Below are 22,793 nucleotides of genomic sequence, written 5' to 3' on the forward strand. Positions count from 1 at the left end.
GCCCTTGGCCGGCCGACGTCACCGCCCCTTCGGGGTCCCCTGCGCTGCTCACGTCAGGCGGGGTCACGTGCAAACTCGCTTCGCTCAAACAGCACGTGCCCTTATCCGCCTGCCGCTGCGCTGCTCGGCGGCGCCTCAACGGCCAGCCAAGGGCACACCGCCCCCCGCCGTGGACACGTTGGTGGCTTATCCCTCGGCCGGACGCTTCGTTGTCGTGCGGAGGTTGATCCGTTGGGGGTGCCCTCGGGAGGCACCCAAACTTCGATAGCGAGCAAGAGCGACCTAGAATCTTCAGTCCCGAAAGGGAGTGGGCTTGGCGGCTCATCAATCAGGGCTAACAACTACCTCTCATCAAGGAGTCCGCCATGGCTGACAACGCCGCCGCTTCCCGTCACCACATCGATGGACGCAACTTGCTGTCAGAACTGGTCGAGCAAATCTGCCGTCTACGCACCATCGTCTCCGCCATCTGCATGGCTGCTCGCCAAGACGAACCCAGCACGTTGTACTGGCCTGATCTGATCGAAATCATCCAGGACATGCTGCCGGACGAAGACAAGATTGATGCCACGTTCAGCCGCGTGTTCAAGAACTATGAAGCGCTGTTGCGCGAGGCTGAAGAAGCCGCTGGCGACGCAGAGCCGAAGGCCACCGCAAAGAGCCCCCGCAAGCGAAGAGCGGCTACCCCAGCGCCGACCACCTGACGGGGCGCACCGCATGCCGGGCGTGCTTCCATGGGACACTGCCCGCAAGACACTGCCATGAACCTCAACCAGGAGAGCCAGATGATCGTCGGCATGAACCATTTCACCGTGACCGCGGAGGATGAGAAGAAGACACTGGACTTCTACGTGGGCTTGCTCGGCCTGAGCGTCGGCCACCGGCCGGAACTCGGCTTTCCCGGCGCGTGGCTCTATGGCGCGAGCCCGCAGGCCGTGCTGCACCTCATCTTCGGCCGGCCGGTGCCCGCGCAGCGCACCGGCGTCATCGACCACATGGCCTTCACCGCGCGCGACCTGCGCGCCGTGAAGGCCCGCTTCGACGCGAGCGGCACCAGGTACACCTTGCAGCAGCAGGTGGGCTCGGGCACATGGCAGCTGTTCTGCCACGACCCCAGCGGGGCAAAGGTGGAATTGGACTTCGACGCGTCCGAGACGCTCTAGGAACGCACCCAGGGAGGCAGCCCGCCAGCAAGGCCAGAAAGCCACACCGCAGTGCCGGCATGCGCAAGACGCTGCGCCGAGTCATCGGCAAAGAATACCAGCGCGGGCCCGGGCGTCGGCCTGGCCGTCCCCCGCTTCAGAGCCATTCCTCATTGACGAACATCGACAGCATGGCCGTCCTCAGCTGCAGCATCCAGCGGGCATGGGGCTCGGCCGCGAACACGACTTCCTGTCGCCGCGAACCCAGCGCCACCCATTCGAGACCCATCGCCTTGCCGGCGCTGCGAACCTGGTAGCTGCGGGGCAACTCGTCCCGGCGCAGCAAGGTCGACACCTCGCTCGCGAGCTCCGGGCTTTCGATGATCAGGCCCATCTCGGTATTGCAATGCGCGGAGCGGCGATCCATGTTCATGGAGCCGATGGACAGCCAGCGCCGGTCCACCACGGCCAGCTTGGCATGCAGGCGGCCCAGCGAACCATGCCCCAGACCGGAGGACTCGGCGGGCGTATCCGCGCCGGGCATCAGCTCGTACAGGGCCACGCCCATCTCCAGCAGTTCGTCGCGATGGCGCGCATAGCCGAAGTGCACCAGCGGCACGTCGGTGGTCGCCAGCGAGTTGGTCAGCAGGGCGACACGGACCTTGTTGTTGGTGGCTTGCCTGAGGATGCCAAGGGTGCGCGAACCGGGGACGAAGTAAGGCGACGCGACGAGCACTTCCGAGCGCGCCGACTGCAGCAGTTCCAGGTTGGCGTCCATGACGGCGCCATCGGCCAGTCGGGCGTCGGCGGCGTCGGCCTTGGACGGGGCGTCGGCCAGCACGCGAACGGCCGCGGGGTGGAGCTCGACGCGTCCTTCGGCCAGCTGGGCGGCGACGCCGGTCTGTCCTAGCAGGTCCAGTGCCCTCGCGGGCGTGGCGGCGCCTGTCCGCGCCACGGCTTCGTCGAAGCCGCGCCGGGCCGCCTCCGCGCCATCGGGCTGCGCGGCCAGGCTCTGGATCGGATAGGCGTAGGGGCTGTTCCAGTAGCCGTCGAACACGGCCGACATCTCGCGCACCACCGGGCCCGCCGAGAGGATGTCCATGTCGATGAAGTTGGCGGGCAGGCCGCGGCCGAAGTAGCCGTCGGCGATGTTGCGGCCGCCACTGATCGCGAAGCTGTTGTCGACGACGAAGAGCTTGTTGTGCATGCGCCGGTTGATGCGGGAGAAGTCGTGCAGGGAGAGCAGCACGCGGGCGTTGACGCTGCCCTCGCGCACCGCCAGCGGATTGAACATGCGAAGTTCGACGTTCGGGCGGGCGGCCAGGCCGCTGAGCAGGCGGTCCTCCCCCGCCGCGTACATGTCGTCGATGAGCAGGCGCACCCGCACGCCGCGCGCGGCGGCATCGCGCAGGGCGCGCAGGAATTCGCGGCCCGAGGCATCGTCGGCGATCTGGTAGTACTGCGCGTCGATCGACTTCTCGGCGGCGTTCGCCAGCGCGATCCGGGCCTCGAAGGCCTGGCCGCCATCGGGCAGCAGGCGCAGGCCGGACCGGCGATCCGCCGCGGGCAGCGACGCGGCGGCCAGCGCGGCGAGGTGGGTGTCGGCGGTGTCCACGCGGGCCTGCGAAACCGGCCGTTGCACGCTCTCGGTGCTCGGCAAGGCGGCACAGCCCGTCAGCGCCGCGGCCACCCCCACGACCACCGCGCAGGCGATCCGTGTCACGGCGGGCGCCAGGCCGAGCGCGAGCAAGCGGATCTCCAGCTGGCTGACGATCAGAAGGACGAACAACCGGAACATCTGGCACTCCATCGGGGGCGGCGGGGAGCAGGATCGGCTCGCCTTCGCCAAGGCGCCAATCTAGGCCAGGCCTCCCACTGCCACGAGTGCGCAATGCGCCCGCCGGATGTGACAATGTTCACAGTGCCCGGATTCGGCGAAGGATGCAGAAACGGAGTGTCGAATGAGTTCCGACGCGGATGACCTGGACCGCCTGCCGCAGGCCTTGCTCGAAGCCATCGCGCCGCACGGGACGACGCGCACCTTCCCACCGCACGCCATCCTGATCAACGAGGGCGACACGACGGATTCGCTCTACATCGTGCTGAGCGGCCGGGTGAAGGTCTACGCGAGCTCGGACGACGGCCGCGAAGTCGTCCTGACCGAGTACGGCCCGGGCGAGTATTTCGGCGAGCTCTCGATCGACGGCGACCGGCGCTCGGCCTCGATCAAGGCGCTCGAAACCTGCCGGTGCCGCGTGGTCCAGGGATCGGACCTGCGCCAGTTCCTGGCCGACAACCCCGATTTCGCGGTGCACCTGACGCACAAGCTGATCCGCATGGTCCGGCGCCTGACACAGCAGTTTCGCAGCATGGCGCTGCAGGATGTCTACGGCCGCGTGGTGGAGCTGCTCCACACGCTGTCGGAGCCGGTCGGCGCGGAACGCGTCGTGCGCCACAAGCTCACCCAGCAGGACATTGCCGACCGCGTCGGCTCCTCGCGCGAGATGGTCAACCGCGTGATGAAGGACCTGAGCGTCGGCGGCTATGTCACGCAGCGCGAGGGGCGCCTCGTGATCCTGCGCAAGCCGCCGTCGGCCTGGTAGCGGCGCTCAGGCGCAGGCTCGCGCCGCCTCGAGGATCATGTCCTCGGACGGCAGCTTGCCGACGCCGGCCATGCCCTCGCGGCTGCATTCGATGTCCACCCAGCGCACGATGCCGTCGCGGTCGATCATGTACAGCGCCTTGAGCTGCGGCCATTGGCGATCGACGTCGGCCAGGTCGGTCGCCGTGCAGGCATAGCCGTCGCGCGCCTCGATCACCTTGGCGGCCTCGGGGATGGGCAGCGCCTCGGGCAAGTCGCCGAAGGGGTCGATGCGGGTCTCCTGCATCGCCTGCAGCAACTCAGGCGTCGGCTCGGGCTTGGGCACCCGGAAGGCGCGGTGCGTCGACAGGTCCGGGTCGGAGGCCAGACGCAGCCGCGTGGGCCTGAACTTGAAGTACAGGCGCGCGTTCTCGGGCTCGGTCGCCACCACCACGAGGCTCTCGACGCCCAGCGCCTTCAGCTTGTCCTCGAAGCCCCCGATCTGGACCAGTTGTCGTCGGCAGAAGGGGCACCACAGCCCGACCATCAGCGCCAGGAACAGGGGGCTGCGCCCCCGGTAGTCGGCGAGCGAAACGGTTTCGGGGCCGGCCACCGCCGGCAGCGTGAAGTCCGGGGCCGGTTCGCCCGGGGCCAGGGGTTGACTCATCGCGGTTGTCATGTCGCGGCTCCTTCCGGCAGGTTCAGCAAAGGAACGGAAGCACCATCAGGGCGTCCGGCTCGAGGCCGGCTCGCTCGCAAACCGCCTGCGCCATGGCGAGATAGTTCTCCGCCTGCGCAGGCCGCCCCGCATCGAGATACAGGGTCGCCAAACCATCGTAGCAGGGAAACAGCAGTTGAGGCTCATCGGCCTGCTCGGCCAGGGCCAGCGCCTCCTTGTACGAGGCGAACGCGTGCGCATGGTCGCCGTGGCACTGGTAGATCTGGCCCAGCACGATCAGCGGCACGGCGAGGTGCTCGAGCAGGCCCAGCCGGCGGTCCAGGCTGGCCGCGGCGCGCGCCGCCTCGATCCCCTCGGCCTCGCAGCGGTTGGTCAACGCGCAGTAGGCGACCGCCAGGTTGGCATAGAGCCGCGACTGGAAGCCCAGGTCGCCGACCTTCCGGGCTGTGTCGAGCCCGCGCAGGCAGGTCTCGATGCTGCGCTGCGGATCGAGCGACGCATACAGCACGCCCAGGTTGGTGTAGCCGCGGCAGGCCGCCTGCAACATATTGTTCGCCTCGGCTTGCGCGACGCTGTTCTCGATCTGCTCGACCGCCTCGGAGGGGCGGCCCAGGCGCGCCAGCGCGACGCCGAGCGTGTTGCAGGCCTGGGAGCGTACGACGGTGGCCTCGCGCGAGCGGCCGGCGGCGTCGGCGGGCAATTCGGCCAGCGCGCGTTGCGCCAGGGCGAGCGCGGTGGCGTTGTCGCCGGCGCGAAAGGCAAGGCGGCCCATCTCCTGGAACAGATGCGCGCGCTCGATCGGGTCGCCCTCCTCGCCCAGGCATTCCAGGCCGGCGCTGAAGCAGGCGCTGGCGCGGTCGCGTTCGCCGGCCTCCCAGTGCAGACCGCCGATCTTGCGCAGCAGGCGCGCGGCCCGCACCGGATCGCGCCGCCCCTCGGCCACGCGCCGCACTTCCTCGTATTGCGCCAGGGCCTCGGCACGCCGGCCTTGCAGGCCGAACAGGTCGCCGAGCCGCTCGCGCGCATCGCACATCGCGGCCTCGACCCGCGCCGCCGCGTCGGGCGTCTCGGCCGGTGCTTCGGCCAGGGTAGCGAGCGCGCGCTCGTAGTGGCGTATGGCGTCGTCGTTGGCATAGATCGCGCGCGCCCAGTCGCCGGCGGCCAGCAGATAGTGCGCGCCACGGGCCTTGTCCGGCGACAGGCTCCAGTGGTGGCCCAGCGCTTCAAGTTCGGCCAGCCGCCTCGGGCTGCGGGCTTCGCCATCGCCGTCCGGTGGCGCCTGTTCAGGGCCGAGCGCGGCTTCGAGCGCGAGGCCGGCACGCCGGTGCAGTTCGGTGCGGCGCGCCAGCAGCAGGTTCTGGTAGGCCACTTCGTGCAGCAGCGCGTGCGTGAAGCGCCAGCGTTGTCCGTCGGGTCCGTCGGCCCGGATCAGGTCGGCCGAGGCCAGCCGGGCCAGCGCCTGCGCGGCGGAACGCGGCTCGCTCGCGATGCCTTGCAGCAGCATGCCGTCGAATTCGGCGCCCAGCACCGCCGCCTCCTGCAGCGTCCGGCGCTCCTCGGCGCCCAGGCGGTCGATGCGCGAGAGCAGCAGGCCGTACAAGGTGGGCGGAACGTCCACCGCCTCGCATCTCTGCTGGCACACCCAGCGGCCGTTCTCGCGCATCAGCAGGCCACGGCCGGCCAGACTGCGGACGATCTCCTCGACAAACAGCGGGTTGCCACCGGCGCGCGCGGCAACGAAATCGCGCACCGGCGCGAGCCCATCGTCCGCGGGCGCGCCCAGCAGGTGGCTGACGAGGGCGCGCGCGTCCTCGTCGCCGAGCGGGCCCAGTTCGATGGTCGTGTGCTCGGCCCGCACGGTGCGCAGGGCGCGCGCGTCGGGGCGCTGCGAGACCAGCAGCATCAGGGGCCGGTCGGCGAGCTGCTCGAGCACCTCCTGCAGCAGGTCCACCGAGGCCGCATCGGCCCATTGCAAGTCGTCGATGACGAGCATGACGGGCTGCCGCGCCAGCCTGCGCTCGACCAGCGCGCGCGCCGCCATCGTGATCTGGCGCTGCAGCTGCTCGGGTTCGATGTCGCGCGGGCGCGCTTCCTGGATGCCGAGCAGGTAGTTCAGCACTTGCGCCACCGCATCGGCCTCGTCCGCGTCGGCACCCAGGGCGCGCAGGCCCTCCTGCAGCTTGCCCCGGGCCCGTTCCAGCGAATCGCTCTCCTCGACGCGGTAGGCCTCGCGGAACAGCGCGCCGAAGGTGCCGTAGGTCGGCTCGCCGAGCGACGAGCACGCGGCTCGGCGCACGCCCGTCGCCGCGAAGCGGCCGTCGCCCTCCAGCCGCGCGAACAGCTCGGCCAGCAGCCGCGACTTGCCCGCGCCGGCCTCGCCGACGATGCTGACGCACTGGGCCTCGCCGCCCTGCATGCGATCGCAGGCCGCCAGCAGGCGCTCGATCGCCTCGCCGCGTCCGATCAGCGGCGCCGCCAGTCCGAGCTCGGCCAGGCCGCGCGCGGAGGCAGGATCGGCGCGCGCGCCGATGAGGCGGTAGACCCGGACGGTCTGCGACCTGCCCCGCAAGGCCATTTCGTCGACGGCTTCGAAATCGAAGCAGTGGCGCACCATCGCCTGCGTGGCCTCCGACACCAGCACCGTGCCCGGCGCGGCGGCCGTGAGCAGGCGCGAGGCGGTGTTGACGGTATCGCCGGTGACCGCATAGGCACCCCGGGCCCCGGTGCCCAGGCTGCCGGCGACCACCGCGCCGGTGTGGACCCCGATGTGCAGCGTCACCGGCCGACCGAGGCGCGCGGCCCACTGCAGGCCGAGCCGGTCCACGCGCTGCAGCATGTCCTGCGCGGCGCGGAGCGCGCGCTGCGGGTCGTCCTCGTGCGCATGCGGCGCGCCGAACACCGCCATGACCGCGTCGCCGACGAACTTCTCGACGAAGCCGTCGTAGCGCGCGATGGCCTGTGCCATCGCCTCGAACAGCGCATTCTGGAAGCTACGCAGGGTCTCGGGGTCGAGCCGTTCGGCCAGCGAGGTGAAGCCCGTGAGGTCGGCAAACACCACGGTGACCTGGCGCCGGTCGGGCTCGTGCGCCGTGTCCTCGGGCGGCGGGCCAGGGTCGGCCAGCCGACGTCCGCAGTGTTGGCAGAAGGAGGATGTGGGCAGCACATCGCCGCCGCAGCCGGCGCAAGTCGTGGTCATGGCGAATCCCGATGCCCGATGCTGCCGCACTTCGCGCGGCCGCGCCACTGGGGTCGGAGCTCAGGCCGGCTTCGGGGCCGCCGCCAGCAGGTGCTGCAGCATGCGTTGCGCGTTCAGGGGCAGCGTGTCGACATCCCGGACGCAGGCGAGCAGGTGCCGAGCCGCCCATGGTTCCGCGATGTCGATCAAGCGCATGTGCGCCGCCGACGGCGAGCGCTGCGCCGCGGCCCTGGGAACGATGCCCACGCCGATGCCTTGCGCGACCATGCGGCAGACGGCTTCGAGACTTCTCACGCGCACGCGGTAGACGAGCCGCCTGCCCAGCCTCCTGGCGTACTGCGCGACGTGCTCCTGCAGCGGGCTGCCTTCCGCCAGGCCGATGAAGCGGCAGTCCAATACCTCCGCCAGGGCGACGCGCCGTCGCCGCGCGAGCGCATGGCCGCGCGGCACGACGAGCACGAGCTCGTCGCGCCGGAACACGAAATGCTGCAGGCCTTCGACATCGACGACGTCCGAGACGATGCCGATGTCGCAGAGCCCCGCGCGCACGGCATCGACGATGTCCGTGCTGGCATGCTCGTCGAGGTCGACCGAGATGCGCGGATGCTGCGCGAGAAAGGTGCCCAGCGCTTCGGGCAAGTGCTCCGTCATCGCCGAGGTATTGCACAGCAGCCGGACGTGGCCCTGCAGGCCGTCGCCGTATTCGCCGAGCTCGCTGCGCATGCGCTCCATCTGCTGCAGCACGAGCCGCGCGTGGTGCGCCAGCGTGCGGCCGGCCTCGGTCGGATGCACGCCCTGCTTGGAGCGCAACAGCAGCGGCGTGCGCAGGACGGCCTCCATGCCGAGCACCCGCTGGCTGGCCGAGGCCAGTGTCATGTGGGTCTGCGCGGCGCCCCCGGTGATGGTGCCGGCTTCGACGATGTTCGCGAACAGCCGCAGATCGGTGAGGTCGAATCGCATGCCGGCAAAGGTAGCACGGCAGCCTCAGGCGGCGCCTGAGGCTGGGTACGCCACTTCCGCATTTTCGGGCGACGTGTTCTTCGGGAAACTGCGTCGATGCCCGCACACGAGTTCTCATTCCCCACCTTTCCGACGCTGTGGGCGCTCGTCGCCGCGGTCTTCGTGCTCGCTGGCATGGTCAAGGGCGTGATCGGGCTCGGGCTGCCGACACTGTCGATGGCGCTGCTTGCGCTATGGATGCCGCCGGCCGCCGCGGCCGCGCTGCTGATCGCGCCCTCGCTGGCGACGAACCTGTGGCAATTGCGGCCGTGGGCGAGCCTGGGCGGCGTGGCGCGCCGCCTGGGCGGCATGCAGCTCGGCATCGTCGCCGGCACGCTGCTGGGCGCGTGGCGGCTTGGCGCACCCGCCGGTAGCGGCGCGACGGTGGCCCTCGGCGTGGCGCTGGCCGCCTACGCCGCGTGGGGCTTTCTGGCGCGGCCGCTGCACGTGGCGGCGGGCCATGAGCGGTGGCTCGGTCCCGCGGCGGGCGCGCTCACCGGCGCCGTCACGGCAGTGACAGGTGTGTTCGTGCTGCCGGCCGTCGTCTACCTGCAGGCCCTCTCGCTGTCGCGCGACGAACTGGTCCAGGCCATGGGGCTTTCATTCACCACCTCGACCCTCGCGCTGGGCTTCGCGCTGGCCGGGCAGCACGGCTACTCGACGCCGCTGGTCGGCGCCTCGTTGGCCATGCTGGTGCCGGCGCTGGCGGGAATGGCCTTCGGCCAATGGCTTCGCCCGCGGCTTCCGGTGCCGGTATTCAGGCGCTGCTTCTTTGGCGGGCTGGCCCTGCTGGGCATCTACATGGTCGCGCGGGAGCTGGGCGGATGATGGGCCGCGCGGCGCAAAGGTGCGCGGCTGAGACTCGCCATCCCCTGAGCGGGTGATTGCATCCGCGGCTCGGACGGCCACAATGCGCGAGGGAGTTGGGGCCATGCGTACCCGGACCATCCGGCGACGCCGCCCCGAGGGAGGAACGCCATGACAGTCTCCGGAAGCAGCCGCGTCAACACCGAAGTCAATACCTTCCCGCCGGCACGCAACTACATGATGCTGACGCTGGCCGACATCCTGGATGCGCGCCAGCACTACCACGTGCACCTGGCCCATCTGCCCCATGTCGTGGGAACGGCGGTGGGCCGCTACCTCATTCACGAGCGGGACTGGTATGCCACGCACGAGCCGAGCGTGCCCCGAAAGACACCCAAGCCGGCCAGCGCCCGCACGCTCTTCAACACCGTCGTCAAGCCCTGGTCGTGGCCCTGCGTGCTCGTCTTCCTCAATCAGTGGGAGCACCGAGGCGCCTTCACCCGGGACCCCGACCGGATGGTGCCGCGGGCGCTGTACCTGCCCGACGGGCGGGTCGTTCCGACCTGCACCATCCTCGTCGAGGAAGAGCCCGTGCCTTCGGCGCCCGACTACCAGCTGTCCTTCGCCAACAGCTTCCTCGGCGGGGGCTATCTCGCCTATGCGCAAGTGCAGGGGCAACTGCACCTCGGCTCCATCGCTTGCCTCGTCTCGGACGGTGACCTGACCTATGCGCTGACCAATCGGCATGTGACGGGATCGGCCGGCCGGGAGCTGTTCACCACGCTCAGCGGCAAGCGCCGCAGGATCGGCGTCTCGGATGCGAACCAGGTGGGCCTGCTGCCGTTCGAGAAGATGTACCCGGGCTGGCGCGGCGAGAACGTCCAGCTGCACGTGGACGCGGGTTTGATCCGCGTCGACGACATCGGCGACTGGACGACGCAGGTCGTCGGCATGGGGCCGCTCGCGGAATGGCTCGACCTCACGACCGACACGATGACGCTCGATCTCATCGACTCGGACGTGCGGGCCTTCGGGGCGGCGTCCGGCGATCTCAGGGGCCGCGTCGCCGCGCTGTTCTATCGATATTCGACGGCGGGCGGCGTCGACTACGTGACCGAGTTCCTGATTCGCCCGCGCTCCGTGGCGGAGCCCGGATCGCTGCATGGCGATTCAGGCACCTTGTGGTTCTGGGAGCAATGGCAGGACAAGAACACGCCGCAGGCCCGGCTCGCGGCGCTGCGGCCCTTCGCCATGCAGTGGGGCGGCCATTCGTGGGTGGATGCCGGTCAGGCCAGGCGGGTGGGCCGCTTCGCCCTCGCGGCGGCCCTCAGCCCGATCTGCCGGGAACTCGGCGTCTCGCTCGTGCGCGACTGGAACGCGAGCCTGCCCGAATACTGGGGGCCGGTGGGGCACTACACGATCGGCTACTTCGCGTGCGACGGCCTGCCTGGCAACCTGGGCAAGTTGATGAAGGCCAACCAGACGGTCGTGTCGTACCCGCTCGAGGCCATCAGCTCGAGAACCAGGATCGACGCGAAGGGGCCGGACGGCCTGGTGCCGCTTGCCGATGTGCCCGACCGTCTCTGGGCGCATGGGAAGACCCTGCGCGGAAGCGCCGACAAGCCGAGTCATTTCGCGGACATGGACCTGCCCGATGCGAAGAGGGGCAACAAGACGCTGCTGCAGCTGTGCGAAGACCCGGCCAACGTGAACCCGGACTTCTGGCTGGCCTACTACGCGGATGTGGGCGACACCGGCCACGGCCTGCTTCCCTTCAGGGTGTGGCAGTTCTTCGACGAGATGGTGGATGCGGTGCAGAAGAAGGACGCGACGCGCTACGTCTGCGCGGCGGGGATCCTGGCGCACTACGTCGGCGATGCATGCCAGCCGCTGCACCTTTCGTACCTGCACGATGGAGAGCCACAGGGCGCCGGCAAGCCCGCGCGCGGCAGCGGTGTGCACACGGCCTATGAAGAGACCATGCTGCGCCAGAACGCCCCGACCCTGCTGGAAGCCATGAAGAAGGCACTGCAGAAGAGCGGGAGCGTGGCGATCAAGGCGCCCCCCTCGGGGCAGGCCGCGGCGGTCGAGACAGTGAGGTTGATGCAGCGCACCTTCAAGACCTTCGCACCCATGGCCATCGTCGATGCCTTCGCTGCCGGCGACGACCTGTGGGACGCCTTCGGGACAAAGACGGTGGACGTGATGACCGACGGGGTGCGCACGCTGCGCGCGATCTGGCGCGGCGCCTGGGTCGCCGGCGAGGGCGACAAGCGCATCGCGGCCAACCGCCTCGCGGAGGCCCCGCACAAGGACCTCATCGCGCTCTACATGCGCAACACGTGGATGCCGTCCCGGACCTTGAAGACCGTGGGCCAGGTGCTCAAGGGCCCGCAGCCCTGAGCACCTCGCCTCGCCCGGGCCGGCGCAAACTCAGGCCAGGGTATAGGCCGTCTTCACCGTGGTGAAGAATTCCTGCGCATAGCGCCCCTGCTCGCGAGGCCCGTAGCTGGAGCCCTTGCGGCCGCCGAAGGGCACGTGGTAGTCGACCCCCGCCGTCGGCAGATTCACCATCACCATGCCCGCCTGGCTGTGGCGCTTGAAGTGCGTCGCGTACTTCAGGCTCGTGGTCGCGATCCCGGCGGAGAGGCCGAACTCCGTGTCGTTGGCGGTCGCCAGTGCTTCCTCGTAGTCCTTGACCTTGATCACGCTGGCCACCGGCCCGAAGATCTCTTCCTTGTTGATCCGCATCGAAGCCACCGATTCGCTGAACAGCGCGGGCGACATGTAGAAGCCCTCGGTCTCCAGCTTCAGCCGATCGCCGCCGGCAGCCAGCGTGGCGCCTTCGCCCTGCCCGATCTCGATGTAGTTCAAGTCCTGCTGCAGCTGGCTCTCGCTCGACACCGGACCGATGTCGGTGCCCTGCGCCAGCGCATCGCCCACCTTGATCTTCGCCATGCGGGCCTTCATCGCCTCGATGAACCGGGGGTAGATGCCCTCGGTCACGATGAGCCGGCTGGACGCCGTGCAGCGCTGGCCGGTGGAATAGAAGGCGCTCTGCACGCTCAGCTCGACCGCCTGCGCCAGGTCGGCGTCGTCCAGGATGACCTGCGGGTTCTTGCCGCCCATCTCCAGCTGCACCTTCTTGTGCTTCGTCACGCACTGCACCGCGATGTTGCGGCCGACGCCGACCGAGCCGGTGAAGCTGATGGCATGGATGCCGGGATGATTGACCAGCGCCTCGCCGATGACGCTGCCGCGGCCCATCACCAGGTTGAACACGCCGGCCGGAATGCCCGAGCGGCTGATGATCTCGGCCAGCGCCCAGGCGCAGCCGGGGACGAGGTCGGCGGGCTTGAGCACCACGCAATTGCCGAAGGCCAGCGCCGGCGCGATCTTCCACGCGGGGATGGCGATGGGGAAGTTCCACGGCGTGATCAGGCCGACCACGCCCACGGGCTCGCGCGTGATCTCGACGCCGATGCCGGGCCGCACCGAAGGCAGCAGCTCGCCCGACAGGCGCAGGCATTCGCCGGCGAAGAACTTGAAGATCTGGCCGGCACGGGCGGCTTCGCCCATGCCTTCGGCCTTCGTCTTGCCTTCCTCGCGCGCCAGCAGGGTGCCGAGCTCTTCCTTGCGCGCGAGGATCTCATTGCCGATCTTGTCCAGCGCATCCGAGCGCGCCTGGATGCTGCCCGTGGCCCAGGCCGGGAAGGCGGCGGTGGCGGCGGCGACGGCCGCGTCGACGTGGCCCGCGTCGCCCTGGGTGTACTGGCCCAGGATGTCGGCGAGGTTGCTGGGGTTGACGTTGGCGCTGTAGCTGGCGCCGGCGCGCCATTCGCCGTTGATGAGGTTGTCGAAGTTCTTCATGGCGGGTGTCCTTGGGGATCGGTCGAAAGGAAGCGGGGGCGTCTTACTGCGGGCCGAGCTTGGCGATCAGCGACGCCAGCGCATCGTACTCGGCCGGCTTGAGTTCGGTCAGCGGGGTGCGCACCGGGCCGGCGTCGTGCCCGACGATCTTCGCGCCGGCCTTGACGATGCTCACCGCGTAGCCCTGGCCCTTGTTGCGGATGTCCAGGTAAGGCATGAAGAAGTCCTTCAGCAGGCGGTGCTGCGTGGCCATGTCGTCCGCGGCCACCGCCTTGTAGAAGTCCATCGCGGTCTTCGGGATGAAGTTGAACACCGCCGACGAGTACACCGGTGTGCCCAGCGCCTTGTAGGCGGCGGCATAGACCTCGGCCGTCGGCAGGCCGCCCAGGTAGGCGAAGCGGTCGCCCATGCGCAGGTGGATGGAGCTCATGAGCTCGATGTCGCCGATGCCGTCCTTGAAGCCCACGAGGTTAGGGCAGCGCTCGGCCAGCTTCTCGAGCGTGGCCGGGTAGAGCCTGCTCTGGCCGCGGTTGTAGACGATGACGCCGAACTTGACGCTCTTGCACACCGCTTCCACGTGCGCGGCCAGACCTTCCTGGCCGGCTTCGGTGAGGTAGTGCGGCAGCAGCAGGATGCCGTGCGCGCCGGCCTTCTCGGCGGCCTGCGCGCACTGGATCGCGAAGCGCGTGGGGCCGCCCGCGCCGGCGATGATCGGCACGATGCCGCGGCAGGTGTCGACCGCCGTCTGGATGATCCCGGGGTATTCGTCACCGGTGAGCGAGAAGAACTCGCCGGTGCCGCCGGCGGCGAACAGCGCGCTCGCGCCGTAGGGGGCCAGCCATTCGAGGCGCTCGACGTAGCCCCTCTTGTGGAAGTCGCCGTTCGCGTCGAAGTCGGTCAGGGGGAACGACAGCAGGCCGGAGCCCATGATGGATTTGAGTTCTTGGGGGTTCATGCGAAGTGGAAGAAGAAGTTGGGTTGGAATACAGGCGGCCTATGGCGGCCGCCGCCGGGCCGCCTTGAGGCCAGCCGGGGGCTGTCGTGATCAGTCCAGCTTGATGTTGGCGGCCGTCACGACCTTGGCCCAGCGCTCGCGTTCCTTGTTGAAGAACTGCTCCTGCTCGGTCGGCGTCATGGTCACGACCTCGGCGCCCTGCCCGGCCAGGCGCGAGCGGATGTCGGCGGTGCGGATGATGGTCACCAGTTCCTTGTTCAGGCGCTGGATCACGGCATCGGGCGTGCCGCGCGGGGCCAGCACGCCTTGCCAGGTGCCGGATTCGAAGCCGGGCACACCCTGCTCCGCGATGGTGGGCACGTCGCCGATCAGCGGCATGCGCGTGCCCTTGGAAACGCCCAGCACCTTGAGCTTGCCGCTCTGCACGTGCGGCAGGGTCGCGAGCATGCCGTTCATCAGCACCTGGGTCTGGCCGCCGATGGTGTCCTGGATGGCCTGCACGCCGCCCTTGTAGGGCACGTACTCCCATTTCGCGCCGACCGCGCGCTGCAGCGCCACGCCCGCGAGGTGCGGCGCGCTGCCGGTGGCGGTGACGGCGAAGTTCAGGTCCGTCGTCTTCGACAGCGCGACCAGTTCCTTGAGGTTGTTCGCCTTCACGGAAGGATGGACCACCAGCAGGTGCGGCGAGTAGGCCAGCATGGTCACGCCGCGCAGGTCCTTCGACGGGTCGAAGGCCAGCTTGTTGTAGACCGAGGGGCTGATGGCGAGCGCGCCGACGTCGCACAGCAGCAGCGTGTAGCCGTCGCCCGGGGCCTTGGCGACGAAGTCGGCGCCGAGGTTGCCGTTGGCACCGGCCCGGTTCTCGACGATCACCGACACCTTGAGCGCCTCGGCAAGCGGCTGGGTGATCGAGCGGGCAATGATGTCCGACGAGCCGCCGGGCGGGTACGGGATCACGAGCCGGATGGGCTTCGAGGGCCAGGCGTCGGCCGCCTGCGCGGCACCTGCCGCCAGCAAGCCGCCACCCAAGGCACCTAGAACGAGGTCGCGTCGGTTCAAAGGCATTGTGTTTGTCTCCTGAGTTGGGATCGATGAGCATCGGCGATGGCTCCGCCGGTCGCCCGCGTTGTCAGTCATCGTACAACCAAGAAGATGACTTGTCCAGATCTGGCGGTCCTCAGGCCGCGGGCGGCACCGGCGCGCCCGCCGCCGCCTCGGCCGCGAGCCTGGCGGCCTCCTGGGCGATGCGCAGGCGCTCGCGGCTGTTGGTGAGGTGGATGCGCATGGCCGCGCGCGCCGACTCCGGGTCCCGCCGCGCGATGGCGGCGTAGATCTCCTCGTGCTCCCGGTTCACGCGGCTGAGGTATTCGCCGCGCCGGTCGTGGTTGCGGATGGCGTTGATGCGCGTGCGCGGAATGATCGTGGTGCCCAGGTGGCTCATGATGTCCGCGAAATAGGGATTGCCGGTGGCCTGGGCGATCTGCAGGTGGAAGCGGAAGTCGGGCGCGACCGTGTTGCCCGCCACCTCCACGTTGCGCTCGAAATCGTCCAGTGCCTCGCGCATCGCGAGCAGTTGCTCGTCGGTGCGACGCGTCGCGGCCAGCCCGGCCGATTCGGTTTCGAGGCTGATGCGCAGTTCCAGCACCGCCAGGACGTCGACCGAAGTCGCCATGTCGCTCGAATCGAGGCGGAACACCCCGCTCGCACGCGGCTGCAGCACGAAGGTGCCGACGCCGTGGTGGGTCTCGACAAGGCCCCCGGCCTGCAGCTTGGACAAGGCCTCGCGCACCACGGTGCGGCTCACGCCGAAGGCCTGCATGATTTCGGATTCGGTCGGCAGCTTGTCGCCAGGGCGCAGGGCACCGTCGCGAATCTTGAGGCTCAGGTCCTCGACCAGGCCATGCGCCAGGCCGCGTGCCCGCTTGCGCGGCTGGCCGGCGAAGGCCACGCCCGGCGCGGCCGCACCCGCCGCCCCGGCGTGCGCCGGCGACGCTCCTTCGACCTGGGGATTACCCGCAGCTGTCATTGCCATCCCAAGATGATAATTTGCAACCTGTTGTACGACAACATATGACTAACGTCTTTATAGCCAGAAGTATCACCTGGATTTCAGCAGCCAACCGGCCCATTTTTGACAAAGCACCACGGGCGCGACCTGCCCGCGAACGTGGTGAAGCCCATCCGAGGACTGAATGACCATGCAAGCCCCTTCCGACCGCAAGCTCTCCCGCCTGCTGCTGACCGGCGCCGCCGGCGGCCTGGGCAAGGTGCTGCGCGAAAGCCTGCGCCCCTTTGCCGACGTGCTGCGCCTTTCCGACATCGCCGCCATGACGCCCGCTCAGGGCACGCACGAGGAAGTCGTGCCCTGCAACCTGGCCGACAAGGCCGCGGTCGATGCGCTCGTGGCCGGCTGCGACGCCATCGTGCACCTGGGCGGTGTCTCGGTGGAGCGCCCGTTCGAGGAGATCCTCGAAGGCAACATCAAGGGCGTGTTCCACATTTACGAGGGCGCGCGCCGCCACGGCGTCAAGCGCGTGATCTTCGCCAGCTCGAACCATGTGATCGGCTTCTACAAGCAGAGCGAAATCCTCGACGCGCATGTGCGGCCCCGGCCCGACGGCAACTATGGCCTGTCGAAGTCCTTCGGCGAGGACGTGGCGCAGTTCTACTTCGACCGCTACGGCATCGAGACCGTGAGCATCCGCATCGGCTCGTCCTTCCCCGAGCCGCTCAACCGCCGGATGATGAACACCTGGCTGAGCTATCGCGACCTGACGACGTTGATCGAGAAGTCGCTCTTCACGCCCGACGTGAAGCATACCGTGGTCTACGGCGTGTCGGCCAACCGCGACGTCTGGTGGGACAACAGCGCCGCGGCGCACCTGGGCTTCGTGCCCCAGGACAGCTCGGAGGTCTTCCGCGCCAAGGTCGAGGCACAGCCGCCGGTGGCCGCGACCGATCCGAACGCGGTCTACCAGGGCGGCGCGTTCACGGCGCAAGGCCCCTTCGAATAAGCCGGCGTCGGTCCATCCTTTTTTCAGCAGTCCGACGAGACGATGGGTCTCGCAATTTCAAACCAAGGAAGAGACATGAAGATTCAGAAACGCAACCTGCTCAGCCTGGTCGCCACGGCCGTGCTTGCGCTTGCCGCCGTGCATGCGCAGGCGCGCGACTTCCGTTCGGCGGAGGTGCACGCCAAGGACTTCCCGACCAACATGGCGGTCAAGTTCATGAGCGACGAGCTGTCGGCCGCCACCGGCGGCAAGGACAAGATCAAGATCTTCGCCGACAGCTCGCTGGGCTCCGAGAAGGACACGGTCGAACAGGTCAAGATCGGCGCGCTGGACATGGTGCGGGTCAGCTCGGCTTCCTTCCACGGCATCGTGCCGGAATCGGTGATCCCCTCGCTGCCCTTCCTGTTCCGCGACATCGAGCATTTCCGCAAGGCGATGTACGGCCCGACGGGCGACAAGATCCTGGCGGCGTTCGACAAGGCCGGCTTCATCGGCCTGTGCATGTATGAAAGCGGCGCGCGCTCGGTGTACGCGAAGAAGCCGATCAAGTCGGTCGCCGACATGAAGGGCCTGAAGCTGCGCGTCCAGCCCTCCGACCTGATGGTCGGCATGGTCAGCGCGATGGGCGCCTCGCCCACGCCGATGCCCCTGGCCGAGGTCTATACCGGCCTCAAGACGGGGCTGGTGGATGCGGCGGAGAACAACTACCCCTCCTACGAGGAAGCCAAGCACTTCGAGGCGGCGCCGGTCTATTCGGAGACCATGCACGTGATGACGCCCGAGGTGCTGGTGTTCTCCAAGAAGATCTGGGACACCCTGCCGAAGGAGGAGCAGGCCGCGATCCGCAAGGCCGCCAAGGATTCGGTGCCCTACTACGTGAAGCTGTGGGAGCCGCGCGAGAAGGACGCCAAGGCCGCGGTCATCAAGGGCGGCGCGAAGATCGTCGCCGCCGCCGACATCGACCGCAAGAGCTTCGTCGAGGTCGAGAAGCCGGTGTGGGACAAGTTCGCGACCACGCCCGAGCTGAAGGCGCTGGTGCAGGAAATCGTCAACACCAAGTGACGAGCGCGCGATGAGCCTGTTCTCCCACATCAACGCGAAGCTGTCGCGCTGGACGATGTACCTCGCGTGCATCTGCCTGGTCGGGCTGCTCGGCGTCGTCGTCTACGGCGTGGTGCTGCGCTACGTCTTCAACGACGCGCCGCCCTACGTCGAGCAGGTCGCCCTGCTGCTGGTGATCTCGGTGGCCATGTTCGGCGCTTCCGCCGGGGTGCGGGACGCCGGGCACATCGGCATGGATTCGCTGGTGAAGACGCTGCCGCCGCGCGCGCAGTTCTGGTGCAGGTTCATCGTCTACGTCCTGAGCATCGCGTTCGCGGTCGCCCTCTTCCTCGGCGGCGCCGAGATGGCGGTCTCGACGCGGGACACCACGATCCCCACCCTGGGGCTTTCCGAGGCGACCCGCTACGCGCCGGTTCTGATCGCCGGCGTGCTCATCACCCTCTTTTCGCTCGAACACCTCATCGCGCAATTCACCGGCCATGAGGTCGTCCCATCATGGCACTGACGATCCTCTCCCTCGGCTTCCTGCTGTTCCTGCTGCTCGGGATGCCCGTCGCGTTCGCGATCGGGCTGAGCTGCCTGCTGACCTTCGCCTTCGAGGGCCTGCCCTTCGAGACCGCGATCCAGATGATGGTCTCGGGCATGAACGTCTTCTCGTTCCTCGCCATCCCCTTCTTCATCTTCTCCGGCGAACTGATGCTGCATGGCGGCATCGCCGACAAGATCGTCGCCTTCGCCCGCAGCCTGGTCGGCCACTGGAAGGGCGGCCTGGGCCTGGCCAACGTGATGGCCTCGACGCTGTTCGGCGGCGTGTCGGGCTCGCCGGTGGCCGACACCTCGGCCATGGGCGGCGTGATGATCCCGATCATGAAGCGCGAGGGCTACAGCGCGGCCTATGCGGTCAACGTCACGACGCACGCGTCGCTGTCGGGCGCGCTGATGCCGACCTCGCACAACATGATCATCTATGCGTTCGCGGCGCAGGCGGCCGCGGGCGAGATCGCGGGGCACACCATCAAGGGCGTCTCGATCGGCGACCTGATGTTCGCGGGCCTCATCCCGGTGTTCTGGATCATGGTGTGCATGCTGGTCGCGGCCTACTGGCAGGCGGCGAAGTACGGCTTTCCCAAGCGCGAGGACGGCACCACGATGCTCGAGCGCTTCCCGGGCTGGGCCGCCGTGGTGCGCACCTTCGTCGCCGCGATACCGGGCCTGCTGGTGATCGTCATCATCCTGGCGTGCGTGATGGAAGGCATCACGACGGCCACCGAGGCGGCGGCCATCGCGGTCACGTATTCGCTGCTGCTGACGGTCGTCATCTACCGCACGATGACACGGCAGAAGCTCTTCAAGTCCCTGGCCAAGGCCTCCAAGACCACGGGGGTGATCCTGCTGCTGATCGGCGTGTCGAACATGCTGCGCTACCAGATGGCGTACCTAGAGATCCCGGACACGATCGAGGCCGCGCTGCTGGCCGCGACCACCACGCCCTGGCTGATGCTGCTCTATATCAACATCATCCAGATCTTCCTGGGCATCTTCCTGGACATGGCGGCCCACATCCTGATCACCACGCCGCTGTTCCTGCCGCTGGCCATCCAGATGGGCGTGGGCCCGGTGCAGTTCGGGATGATGCTGCTGCTGAACTGCGCGCTGGGGCTGGTCCACCCGCCGGTGGGCACGGTGCAGTTCATCGGCTGCGCGATCGGCAAGATCTCCATTGGCGAGGCGACGAAGACCGCCTGGCCCTACTACCTGGCGATCTTCATTGCCATCACCCTGGTGACCTACGTGCCCGCCTTCTCGACCTGGCTGCCCACGCTCATCACCGGCCACCCGGTGTTCTGACCGATGTTCGCCGTCTATGTTTCCAACGCCGAGAGCGGCGATATCTCGGTCCTGCATATCGACCCACAGCGCGGCACGCTGGCGCCGATCCAGCGCGTGGAGGTCGGCGGCGAGGTGATGCCGATGGCGCTCAGCCCCGACCGGCGCCGGCTCTACGCCGCGCGCCGCTCGGAGCCGCGCGAGGCGCTCAGCTTCGAGATCGACCCGAAGAGCGGCGAGCTCGATGCCATCGGCCATGCCGCGCTGCCGCACAGCATGGCGTCCATCGCCACCGACCGCGGCGGCCGCTTCCTGCTGAGCGCTTCCTACGGCGGCAACCAGATCGCCGTCAGCCCGATCGATGCGAACGGCGTCGTGCAGGCCGCGCGACAGGTACTGCCGACCGATCCGAAGGCGCATGCGATCCACGCCGATCCCTCCAATCGCTTCGTGTTCGCGACCAGCCTGGGCGGCGGAGTCGTCATGCAGTTTCGCTTCGACGCCGCGACCGGGGAGCTGACGCCGAACACGCCGCCCACCTTCGCGCCGCACGCATCCGCGAGCCCGCGGCACTTCGTCTTCAGCGCCGACGCGCGCTTCGTCTACCTGCTCAATGAACTCGATGCGGCGATCGACGTCCTCGCGTTCGACGAAACGACGGGGACGCTGCGCACGGTGCAGACGATCGGCTCCCTGCCGCCCCGCTTCAGCGGCGAGCCGTGGGCGTCGGACCTGCACCTCACGCCCGATGGGCGTTTTCTCTACAGCAGCGAGCGCCGCTCCAGCACGCTCGCCGTGTTCCACGTCGACGCCGCCAGCGGCGAGCTGAGGCTCGTCGGCCACGTGCCCACCGAGGACCAGCCGCGCGGCTTCAACGTGACGCCCGACGGACGCTTCCTGGTCGCGGCCGGCCAGCGCTCGAACCGCCTGCGCCTCTATGCGATCGACCCCCATGCCGGCTCGCTGTCCGACTGCGGCGACAGCCCCGCGGGCCGCGGGCCCAACTGGGTCGAGAGCATCATGCTGTCGCCTTGAAGAGGATTCCCATGCCCAGTAGTACCACCAGCACCCCCATCCGCCCACCGCTCTACATCACGATGCACGAACGCGACAACGTCGCGATCGTCGCCAACGACGGCGGCCTGCCGGCCGGCACCGTCTTCCCTTCCGGGCTCACGCTGGTCGACAAGGTGCCGCAAGGCCACAAGGTCGCGCTGGTCGATCTCCCGGCCGGCACGCCGGTGCTGCGCTACAACGTGGTCATCGGCCACGCGACGCGCGACCTTCCGGCGGGCAGCTGGGTGCACGAGCGCCTGCTCGCGATGCCCGATGCGCGCTCGCTCGACGGTCTGCCGATCGCCACCGTCAAGCCGCCCGCCCAGCCGCCGCTGGAGGGCTACACCTTCGATGGTTATCGCAACGCCGACGGCTCGGTGGGCTCGCGCAACATCCTCGCGATCACCCAGACCGTGCAGTGCGTGGCGGGCGTGACGGACTTCGCGGTGCAGCGCATCAAGGCCGAGCTGCTGCCGAAGTACCCTCACGTCGACGACGTGGTGGCGCTGGAACACAGCTACGGCTGCGGCGTGGCCATCGACGCGCCCGACGCCATCGTGCCCATCCGCACTCTGCGCAACATCAGTCTGAATCCGAATTTCGGCGGCGAGGTGATGCTGGTGAGCCTGGGCTGCGAGAAGCTGCAGCCCGAGCGGCTGATGCCGCCGGGCACCATCCCGCTCATCGACGAGCGCAATGTGGCGGATGTCGGCGACAACGCCGACACCCACCTCGATGTCGTGTGCCTGCAGGACGAGGCGCACGTGGGCTTCATGTCGATGGTCGATTCGATCATGCGCCAGGCCGAGGAACATCTGGAGCGCCTGAACGACCGCCGGCGCGAGACCGTGCCGGCCAGCGAGCTGGTGGTCGGCGTGCAGTGCGGCGGCAGCGATGCGTTCTCCGGCGTCACGGCCAATCCCGCGGTCGGCTTCTGCACCGACCTGCTGGTGCGCGCCGGCGCCACCGTGATGTTCTCGGAAGTGACCGAGGTGCGCGACGGCATCGACCAGCTGACCTCGCGCGCCTCCACGCCCGAAGTCGCCCAGGCCATGATCCGCGAGATGGCCTGGTACGACGCCTACCTGGAGAAGGGCCGGGTCGACCGCAGCGCCAACACCACCCCGGGCAACAAGAAGGGCGGCCTCTCCAACATCGTCGAGAAGGCCATGGGCTCGATCGTCAAGAGCGGCAGCGCGCCGATCTCGGGCGTGCTCTCGCCTGGCGAAAAGGCCAGGCAGAAGGGCCTGATCTACGCGGCCACGCCGGCGAGCGATTTCATCTGCGGCACGCTGCAGATCGCCGCCGGCATGAACCTGCATGTGTTCACGACCGGCCGCGGCACGCCCTATGGCCTGGCCGAGGTGCCGGTGATCAAGGTCGCCACGCGCAGCGATCTCGCGCGCCGCTGGCACGACCTGATGGATGTCAACGCGGGGCGCATCGCCGACGGCGAGGCCACGATCGAGGAAATGGGCTGGGAGCTGTTCCACCTCATGCTCGACGTGGCGAGCGGCCGCAAGAAGACCTGGGCCGAGCACTGGAAGCTGCACAACGCATTGGTGCTCTTCAATCCCGCACCCGTCACCTGAAAGGAAAAGGAAC

19 protein-coding genes are annotated in these 22,793 nt (G+C 68.7%); 11 read left to right on the top strand and 8 right to left on the bottom strand.

The genetic code is table 11. The features are described 5' to 3' along the window. Window positions 1–365: 365 nt before the first annotated feature. Window positions 366–704: a hypothetical protein gene (locus tag AC1DNF_RS11030; protein WP_478148624.1), complete on the top strand. Its 339-nt coding sequence runs from the start codon at window positions 366–368 to the stop codon at window positions 702–704. Window positions 705–761: 57 nt separating this feature from the next. After that, window positions 762–1,163 (top strand): VOC family protein, encoded by a 402-nt coding sequence (locus AC1DNF_RS11035; RefSeq protein WP_478148625.1) that lies wholly within the window; start codon window positions 762–764, stop codon window positions 1,161–1,163. Between the two features lie 136 nt (window positions 1,164–1,299). On the opposite strand, the gene AC1DNF_RS11040 is transcribed toward AC1DNF_RS11035, so the two are convergent. After that, window positions 1,300–2,940 carry a phospholipase D-like domain-containing protein gene (locus AC1DNF_RS11040; protein WP_478148626.1) on the bottom strand — a complete coding sequence of 547 codons (1,641 nt, stop codon included), beginning with the start codon at window positions 2,938–2,940 and terminating at the stop codon, window positions 1,300–1,302. A gap of 163 nt (window positions 2,941–3,103) precedes the next feature. Between AC1DNF_RS11040 and AC1DNF_RS11045 the strand changes: the two genes are divergently transcribed. After that, window positions 3,104–3,745 (top strand): Crp/Fnr family transcriptional regulator, encoded by a 642-nt coding sequence (locus tag AC1DNF_RS11045; protein WP_478148627.1) that lies wholly within the window; start codon window positions 3,104–3,106, stop codon window positions 3,743–3,745. Between the two features lie 6 nt (window positions 3,746–3,751). On the opposite strand, the gene AC1DNF_RS11050 is transcribed toward AC1DNF_RS11045, so the two are convergent. From AC1DNF_RS11050 to AC1DNF_RS11060, 3 genes are read right to left on the bottom strand one after another with little or no spacing between them, the layout of a single operon-like run. Then, complete coding sequence (locus tag AC1DNF_RS11050) at window positions 3,752–4,402, bottom strand: peroxiredoxin family protein (protein ID WP_478148628.1); 651 nt, start codon at window positions 4,400–4,402, stop codon at window positions 3,752–3,754. A 22-nt stretch (window positions 4,403–4,424) separates the two neighbouring features. Beyond that, on the bottom strand, window positions 4,425–7,598 hold the full coding sequence (locus tag AC1DNF_RS11055; RefSeq protein WP_478148629.1) for an adenylate/guanylate cyclase domain-containing protein: 3,174 nt from the start codon (window positions 7,596–7,598) through the stop codon (window positions 4,425–4,427). Between the two features lie 60 nt (window positions 7,599–7,658). Further along, on the bottom strand, window positions 7,659–8,558 hold the full coding sequence (locus AC1DNF_RS11060) for a LysR substrate-binding domain-containing protein (RefSeq protein WP_478148630.1): 900 nt from the start codon (window positions 8,556–8,558) through the stop codon (window positions 7,659–7,661). A gap of 96 nt (window positions 8,559–8,654) precedes the next feature. Here AC1DNF_RS11060 and AC1DNF_RS11065 point away from each other — a divergent pair, with 96 nt between their 5' ends. Further along, window positions 8,655–9,425, top strand: a complete 771-nt coding sequence (locus AC1DNF_RS11065; protein WP_478148631.1) for a sulfite exporter TauE/SafE family protein — start codon at window positions 8,655–8,657, stop codon at window positions 9,423–9,425. 150 nt (window positions 9,426–9,575) lie between these two features. After that, window positions 9,576–11,807: a S1/P1 Nuclease gene (locus tag AC1DNF_RS11070; RefSeq protein ID WP_478148632.1), complete on the top strand. Its 2,232-nt coding sequence runs from the start codon at window positions 9,576–9,578 to the stop codon at window positions 11,805–11,807. 30 nt (window positions 11,808–11,837) lie between these two features. On the opposite strand, the gene AC1DNF_RS11075 is transcribed toward AC1DNF_RS11070, so the two are convergent. From AC1DNF_RS11075 to AC1DNF_RS11090, 4 genes are all read right to left on the bottom strand, one after another. Continuing rightward, window positions 11,838–13,274, bottom strand: coding sequence for an aldehyde dehydrogenase family protein (locus tag AC1DNF_RS11075; protein ID WP_478148633.1), 1,437 nt, complete (start codon window positions 13,272–13,274; stop codon window positions 11,838–11,840). Window positions 13,275–13,317: 43 nt separating this feature from the next. Then, on the bottom strand, window positions 13,318–14,229 hold the full coding sequence (gene kdgD, locus AC1DNF_RS11080) for a 5-dehydro-4-deoxyglucarate dehydratase (protein ID WP_478148634.1): 912 nt from the start codon (window positions 14,227–14,229) through the stop codon (window positions 13,318–13,320). A 90-nt stretch (window positions 14,230–14,319) separates the two neighbouring features. After that, complete coding sequence (locus tag AC1DNF_RS11085; protein WP_478148635.1) at window positions 14,320–15,294, bottom strand: Bug family tripartite tricarboxylate transporter substrate binding protein; 975 nt, start codon at window positions 15,292–15,294, stop codon at window positions 14,320–14,322. A gap of 112 nt (window positions 15,295–15,406) precedes the next feature. Continuing rightward, the gene (locus tag AC1DNF_RS11090; protein WP_478148636.1) at window positions 15,407–16,261 is read right to left on the bottom strand and encodes a FadR/GntR family transcriptional regulator; all 855 of its coding nucleotides are present in this window, start codon (window positions 16,259–16,261) and stop codon (window positions 15,407–15,409) included. A gap of 160 nt (window positions 16,262–16,421) precedes the next feature. Here AC1DNF_RS11090 and AC1DNF_RS11095 point away from each other — a divergent pair, with 160 nt between their 5' ends. The 6 genes from AC1DNF_RS11095 (at window position 16,422) to garD (ending at window position 22,780) form a co-directional block, all read left to right on the top strand. Then, window positions 16,422–17,243, top strand: coding sequence for an NAD-dependent epimerase/dehydratase family protein (locus AC1DNF_RS11095; RefSeq protein WP_478148637.1), 822 nt, complete (start codon window positions 16,422–16,424; stop codon window positions 17,241–17,243). Window positions 17,244–17,318: 75 nt separating this feature from the next. Then, window positions 17,319–18,305 (top strand): TRAP transporter substrate-binding protein, encoded by a 987-nt coding sequence (locus AC1DNF_RS11100; RefSeq protein ID WP_478148638.1) that lies wholly within the window; start codon window positions 17,319–17,321, stop codon window positions 18,303–18,305. Window positions 18,306–18,315: 10 nt separating this feature from the next. Next, window positions 18,316–18,810, top strand: a complete 495-nt coding sequence (locus tag AC1DNF_RS11105; RefSeq protein ID WP_478148639.1) for a TRAP transporter small permease — start codon at window positions 18,316–18,318, stop codon at window positions 18,808–18,810. Next, window positions 18,801–20,153: a TRAP transporter large permease gene (locus AC1DNF_RS11110; protein ID WP_478148640.1), complete on the top strand. Its 1,353-nt coding sequence runs from the start codon at window positions 18,801–18,803 to the stop codon at window positions 20,151–20,153. Before AC1DNF_RS11105 ends, AC1DNF_RS11110 begins: the two co-directional genes overlap by 10 nt. Before the next feature lie 3 nt (window positions 20,154–20,156). After that, window positions 20,157–21,167, top strand: a complete 1,011-nt coding sequence (locus AC1DNF_RS11115; RefSeq protein ID WP_478148641.1) for a lactonase family protein — start codon at window positions 20,157–20,159, stop codon at window positions 21,165–21,167. Window positions 21,168–21,178: 11 nt separating this feature from the next. Then, a complete protein-coding gene (gene garD / locus AC1DNF_RS11120) occupies window positions 21,179–22,780 on the top strand; it encodes a galactarate dehydratase (RefSeq protein WP_478148642.1) in 1,602 nt (533 codons plus the stop codon). Window positions 22,781–22,793 lie beyond the last annotated feature (13 nt).

The sequence above is a fragment of the Variovorax sp. 01T432 genome, assembly GCF_056398605.1.

What these genes read in the sequence shown, in the direction of transcription:
- AC1DNF_RS11030 (WP_478148624.1), top strand. Translation starts at nt 366, where the DNA reads ATGGCTGACAACGCCGCCGCTTCCCGTCACCACATCGATGGACGCAAC.
- AC1DNF_RS11035 (WP_478148625.1), top strand. Translation starts at nt 762, where the DNA reads ATGAACCTCAACCAGGAGAGCCAGATGATCGTCGGCATGAACCATTTC.
- AC1DNF_RS11040 (WP_478148626.1), bottom strand. Translation starts at nt 2,940, where the DNA reads ATGTTCCGGTTGTTCGTCCTTCTGATCGTCAGCCAGCTGGAGATCCGC.
- AC1DNF_RS11045 (WP_478148627.1), top strand. Translation starts at nt 3,104, where the DNA reads ATGAGTTCCGACGCGGATGACCTGGACCGCCTGCCGCAGGCCTTGCTC.
- AC1DNF_RS11050 (WP_478148628.1), bottom strand. Translation starts at nt 4,402, where the DNA reads ATGACAACCGCGATGAGTCAACCCCTGGCCCCGGGCGAACCGGCCCCG.
- AC1DNF_RS11055 (WP_478148629.1), bottom strand. Translation starts at nt 7,598, where the DNA reads ATGACCACGACTTGCGCCGGCTGCGGCGGCGATGTGCTGCCCACATCC.
- AC1DNF_RS11060 (WP_478148630.1), bottom strand. Translation starts at nt 8,558, where the DNA reads ATGCGATTCGACCTCACCGATCTGCGGCTGTTCGCGAACATCGTCGAA.
- AC1DNF_RS11065 (WP_478148631.1), top strand. Translation starts at nt 8,655, where the DNA reads ATGCCCGCACACGAGTTCTCATTCCCCACCTTTCCGACGCTGTGGGCG.
- AC1DNF_RS11070 (WP_478148632.1), top strand. Translation starts at nt 9,576, where the DNA reads ATGACAGTCTCCGGAAGCAGCCGCGTCAACACCGAAGTCAATACCTTC.
- AC1DNF_RS11075 (WP_478148633.1), bottom strand. Translation starts at nt 13,274, where the DNA reads ATGAAGAACTTCGACAACCTCATCAACGGCGAATGGCGCGCCGGCGCC.
- kdgD (WP_478148634.1), bottom strand. Translation starts at nt 14,229, where the DNA reads ATGAACCCCCAAGAACTCAAATCCATCATGGGCTCCGGCCTGCTGTCG.
- AC1DNF_RS11085 (WP_478148635.1), bottom strand. Translation starts at nt 15,294, where the DNA reads ATGCCTTTGAACCGACGCGACCTCGTTCTAGGTGCCTTGGGTGGCGGC.
- AC1DNF_RS11090 (WP_478148636.1), bottom strand. Translation starts at nt 16,261, where the DNA reads ATGGCAATGACAGCTGCGGGTAATCCCCAGGTCGAAGGAGCGTCGCCG.
- AC1DNF_RS11095 (WP_478148637.1), top strand. Translation starts at nt 16,422, where the DNA reads ATGACCATGCAAGCCCCTTCCGACCGCAAGCTCTCCCGCCTGCTGCTG.
- AC1DNF_RS11100 (WP_478148638.1), top strand. Translation starts at nt 17,319, where the DNA reads ATGAAGATTCAGAAACGCAACCTGCTCAGCCTGGTCGCCACGGCCGTG.
- AC1DNF_RS11105 (WP_478148639.1), top strand. Translation starts at nt 18,316, where the DNA reads ATGAGCCTGTTCTCCCACATCAACGCGAAGCTGTCGCGCTGGACGATG.
- AC1DNF_RS11110 (WP_478148640.1), top strand. Translation starts at nt 18,801, where the DNA reads ATGGCACTGACGATCCTCTCCCTCGGCTTCCTGCTGTTCCTGCTGCTC.
- AC1DNF_RS11115 (WP_478148641.1), top strand. Translation starts at nt 20,157, where the DNA reads ATGTTCGCCGTCTATGTTTCCAACGCCGAGAGCGGCGATATCTCGGTC.
- garD (WP_478148642.1), top strand. Translation starts at nt 21,179, where the DNA reads ATGCCCAGTAGTACCACCAGCACCCCCATCCGCCCACCGCTCTACATC.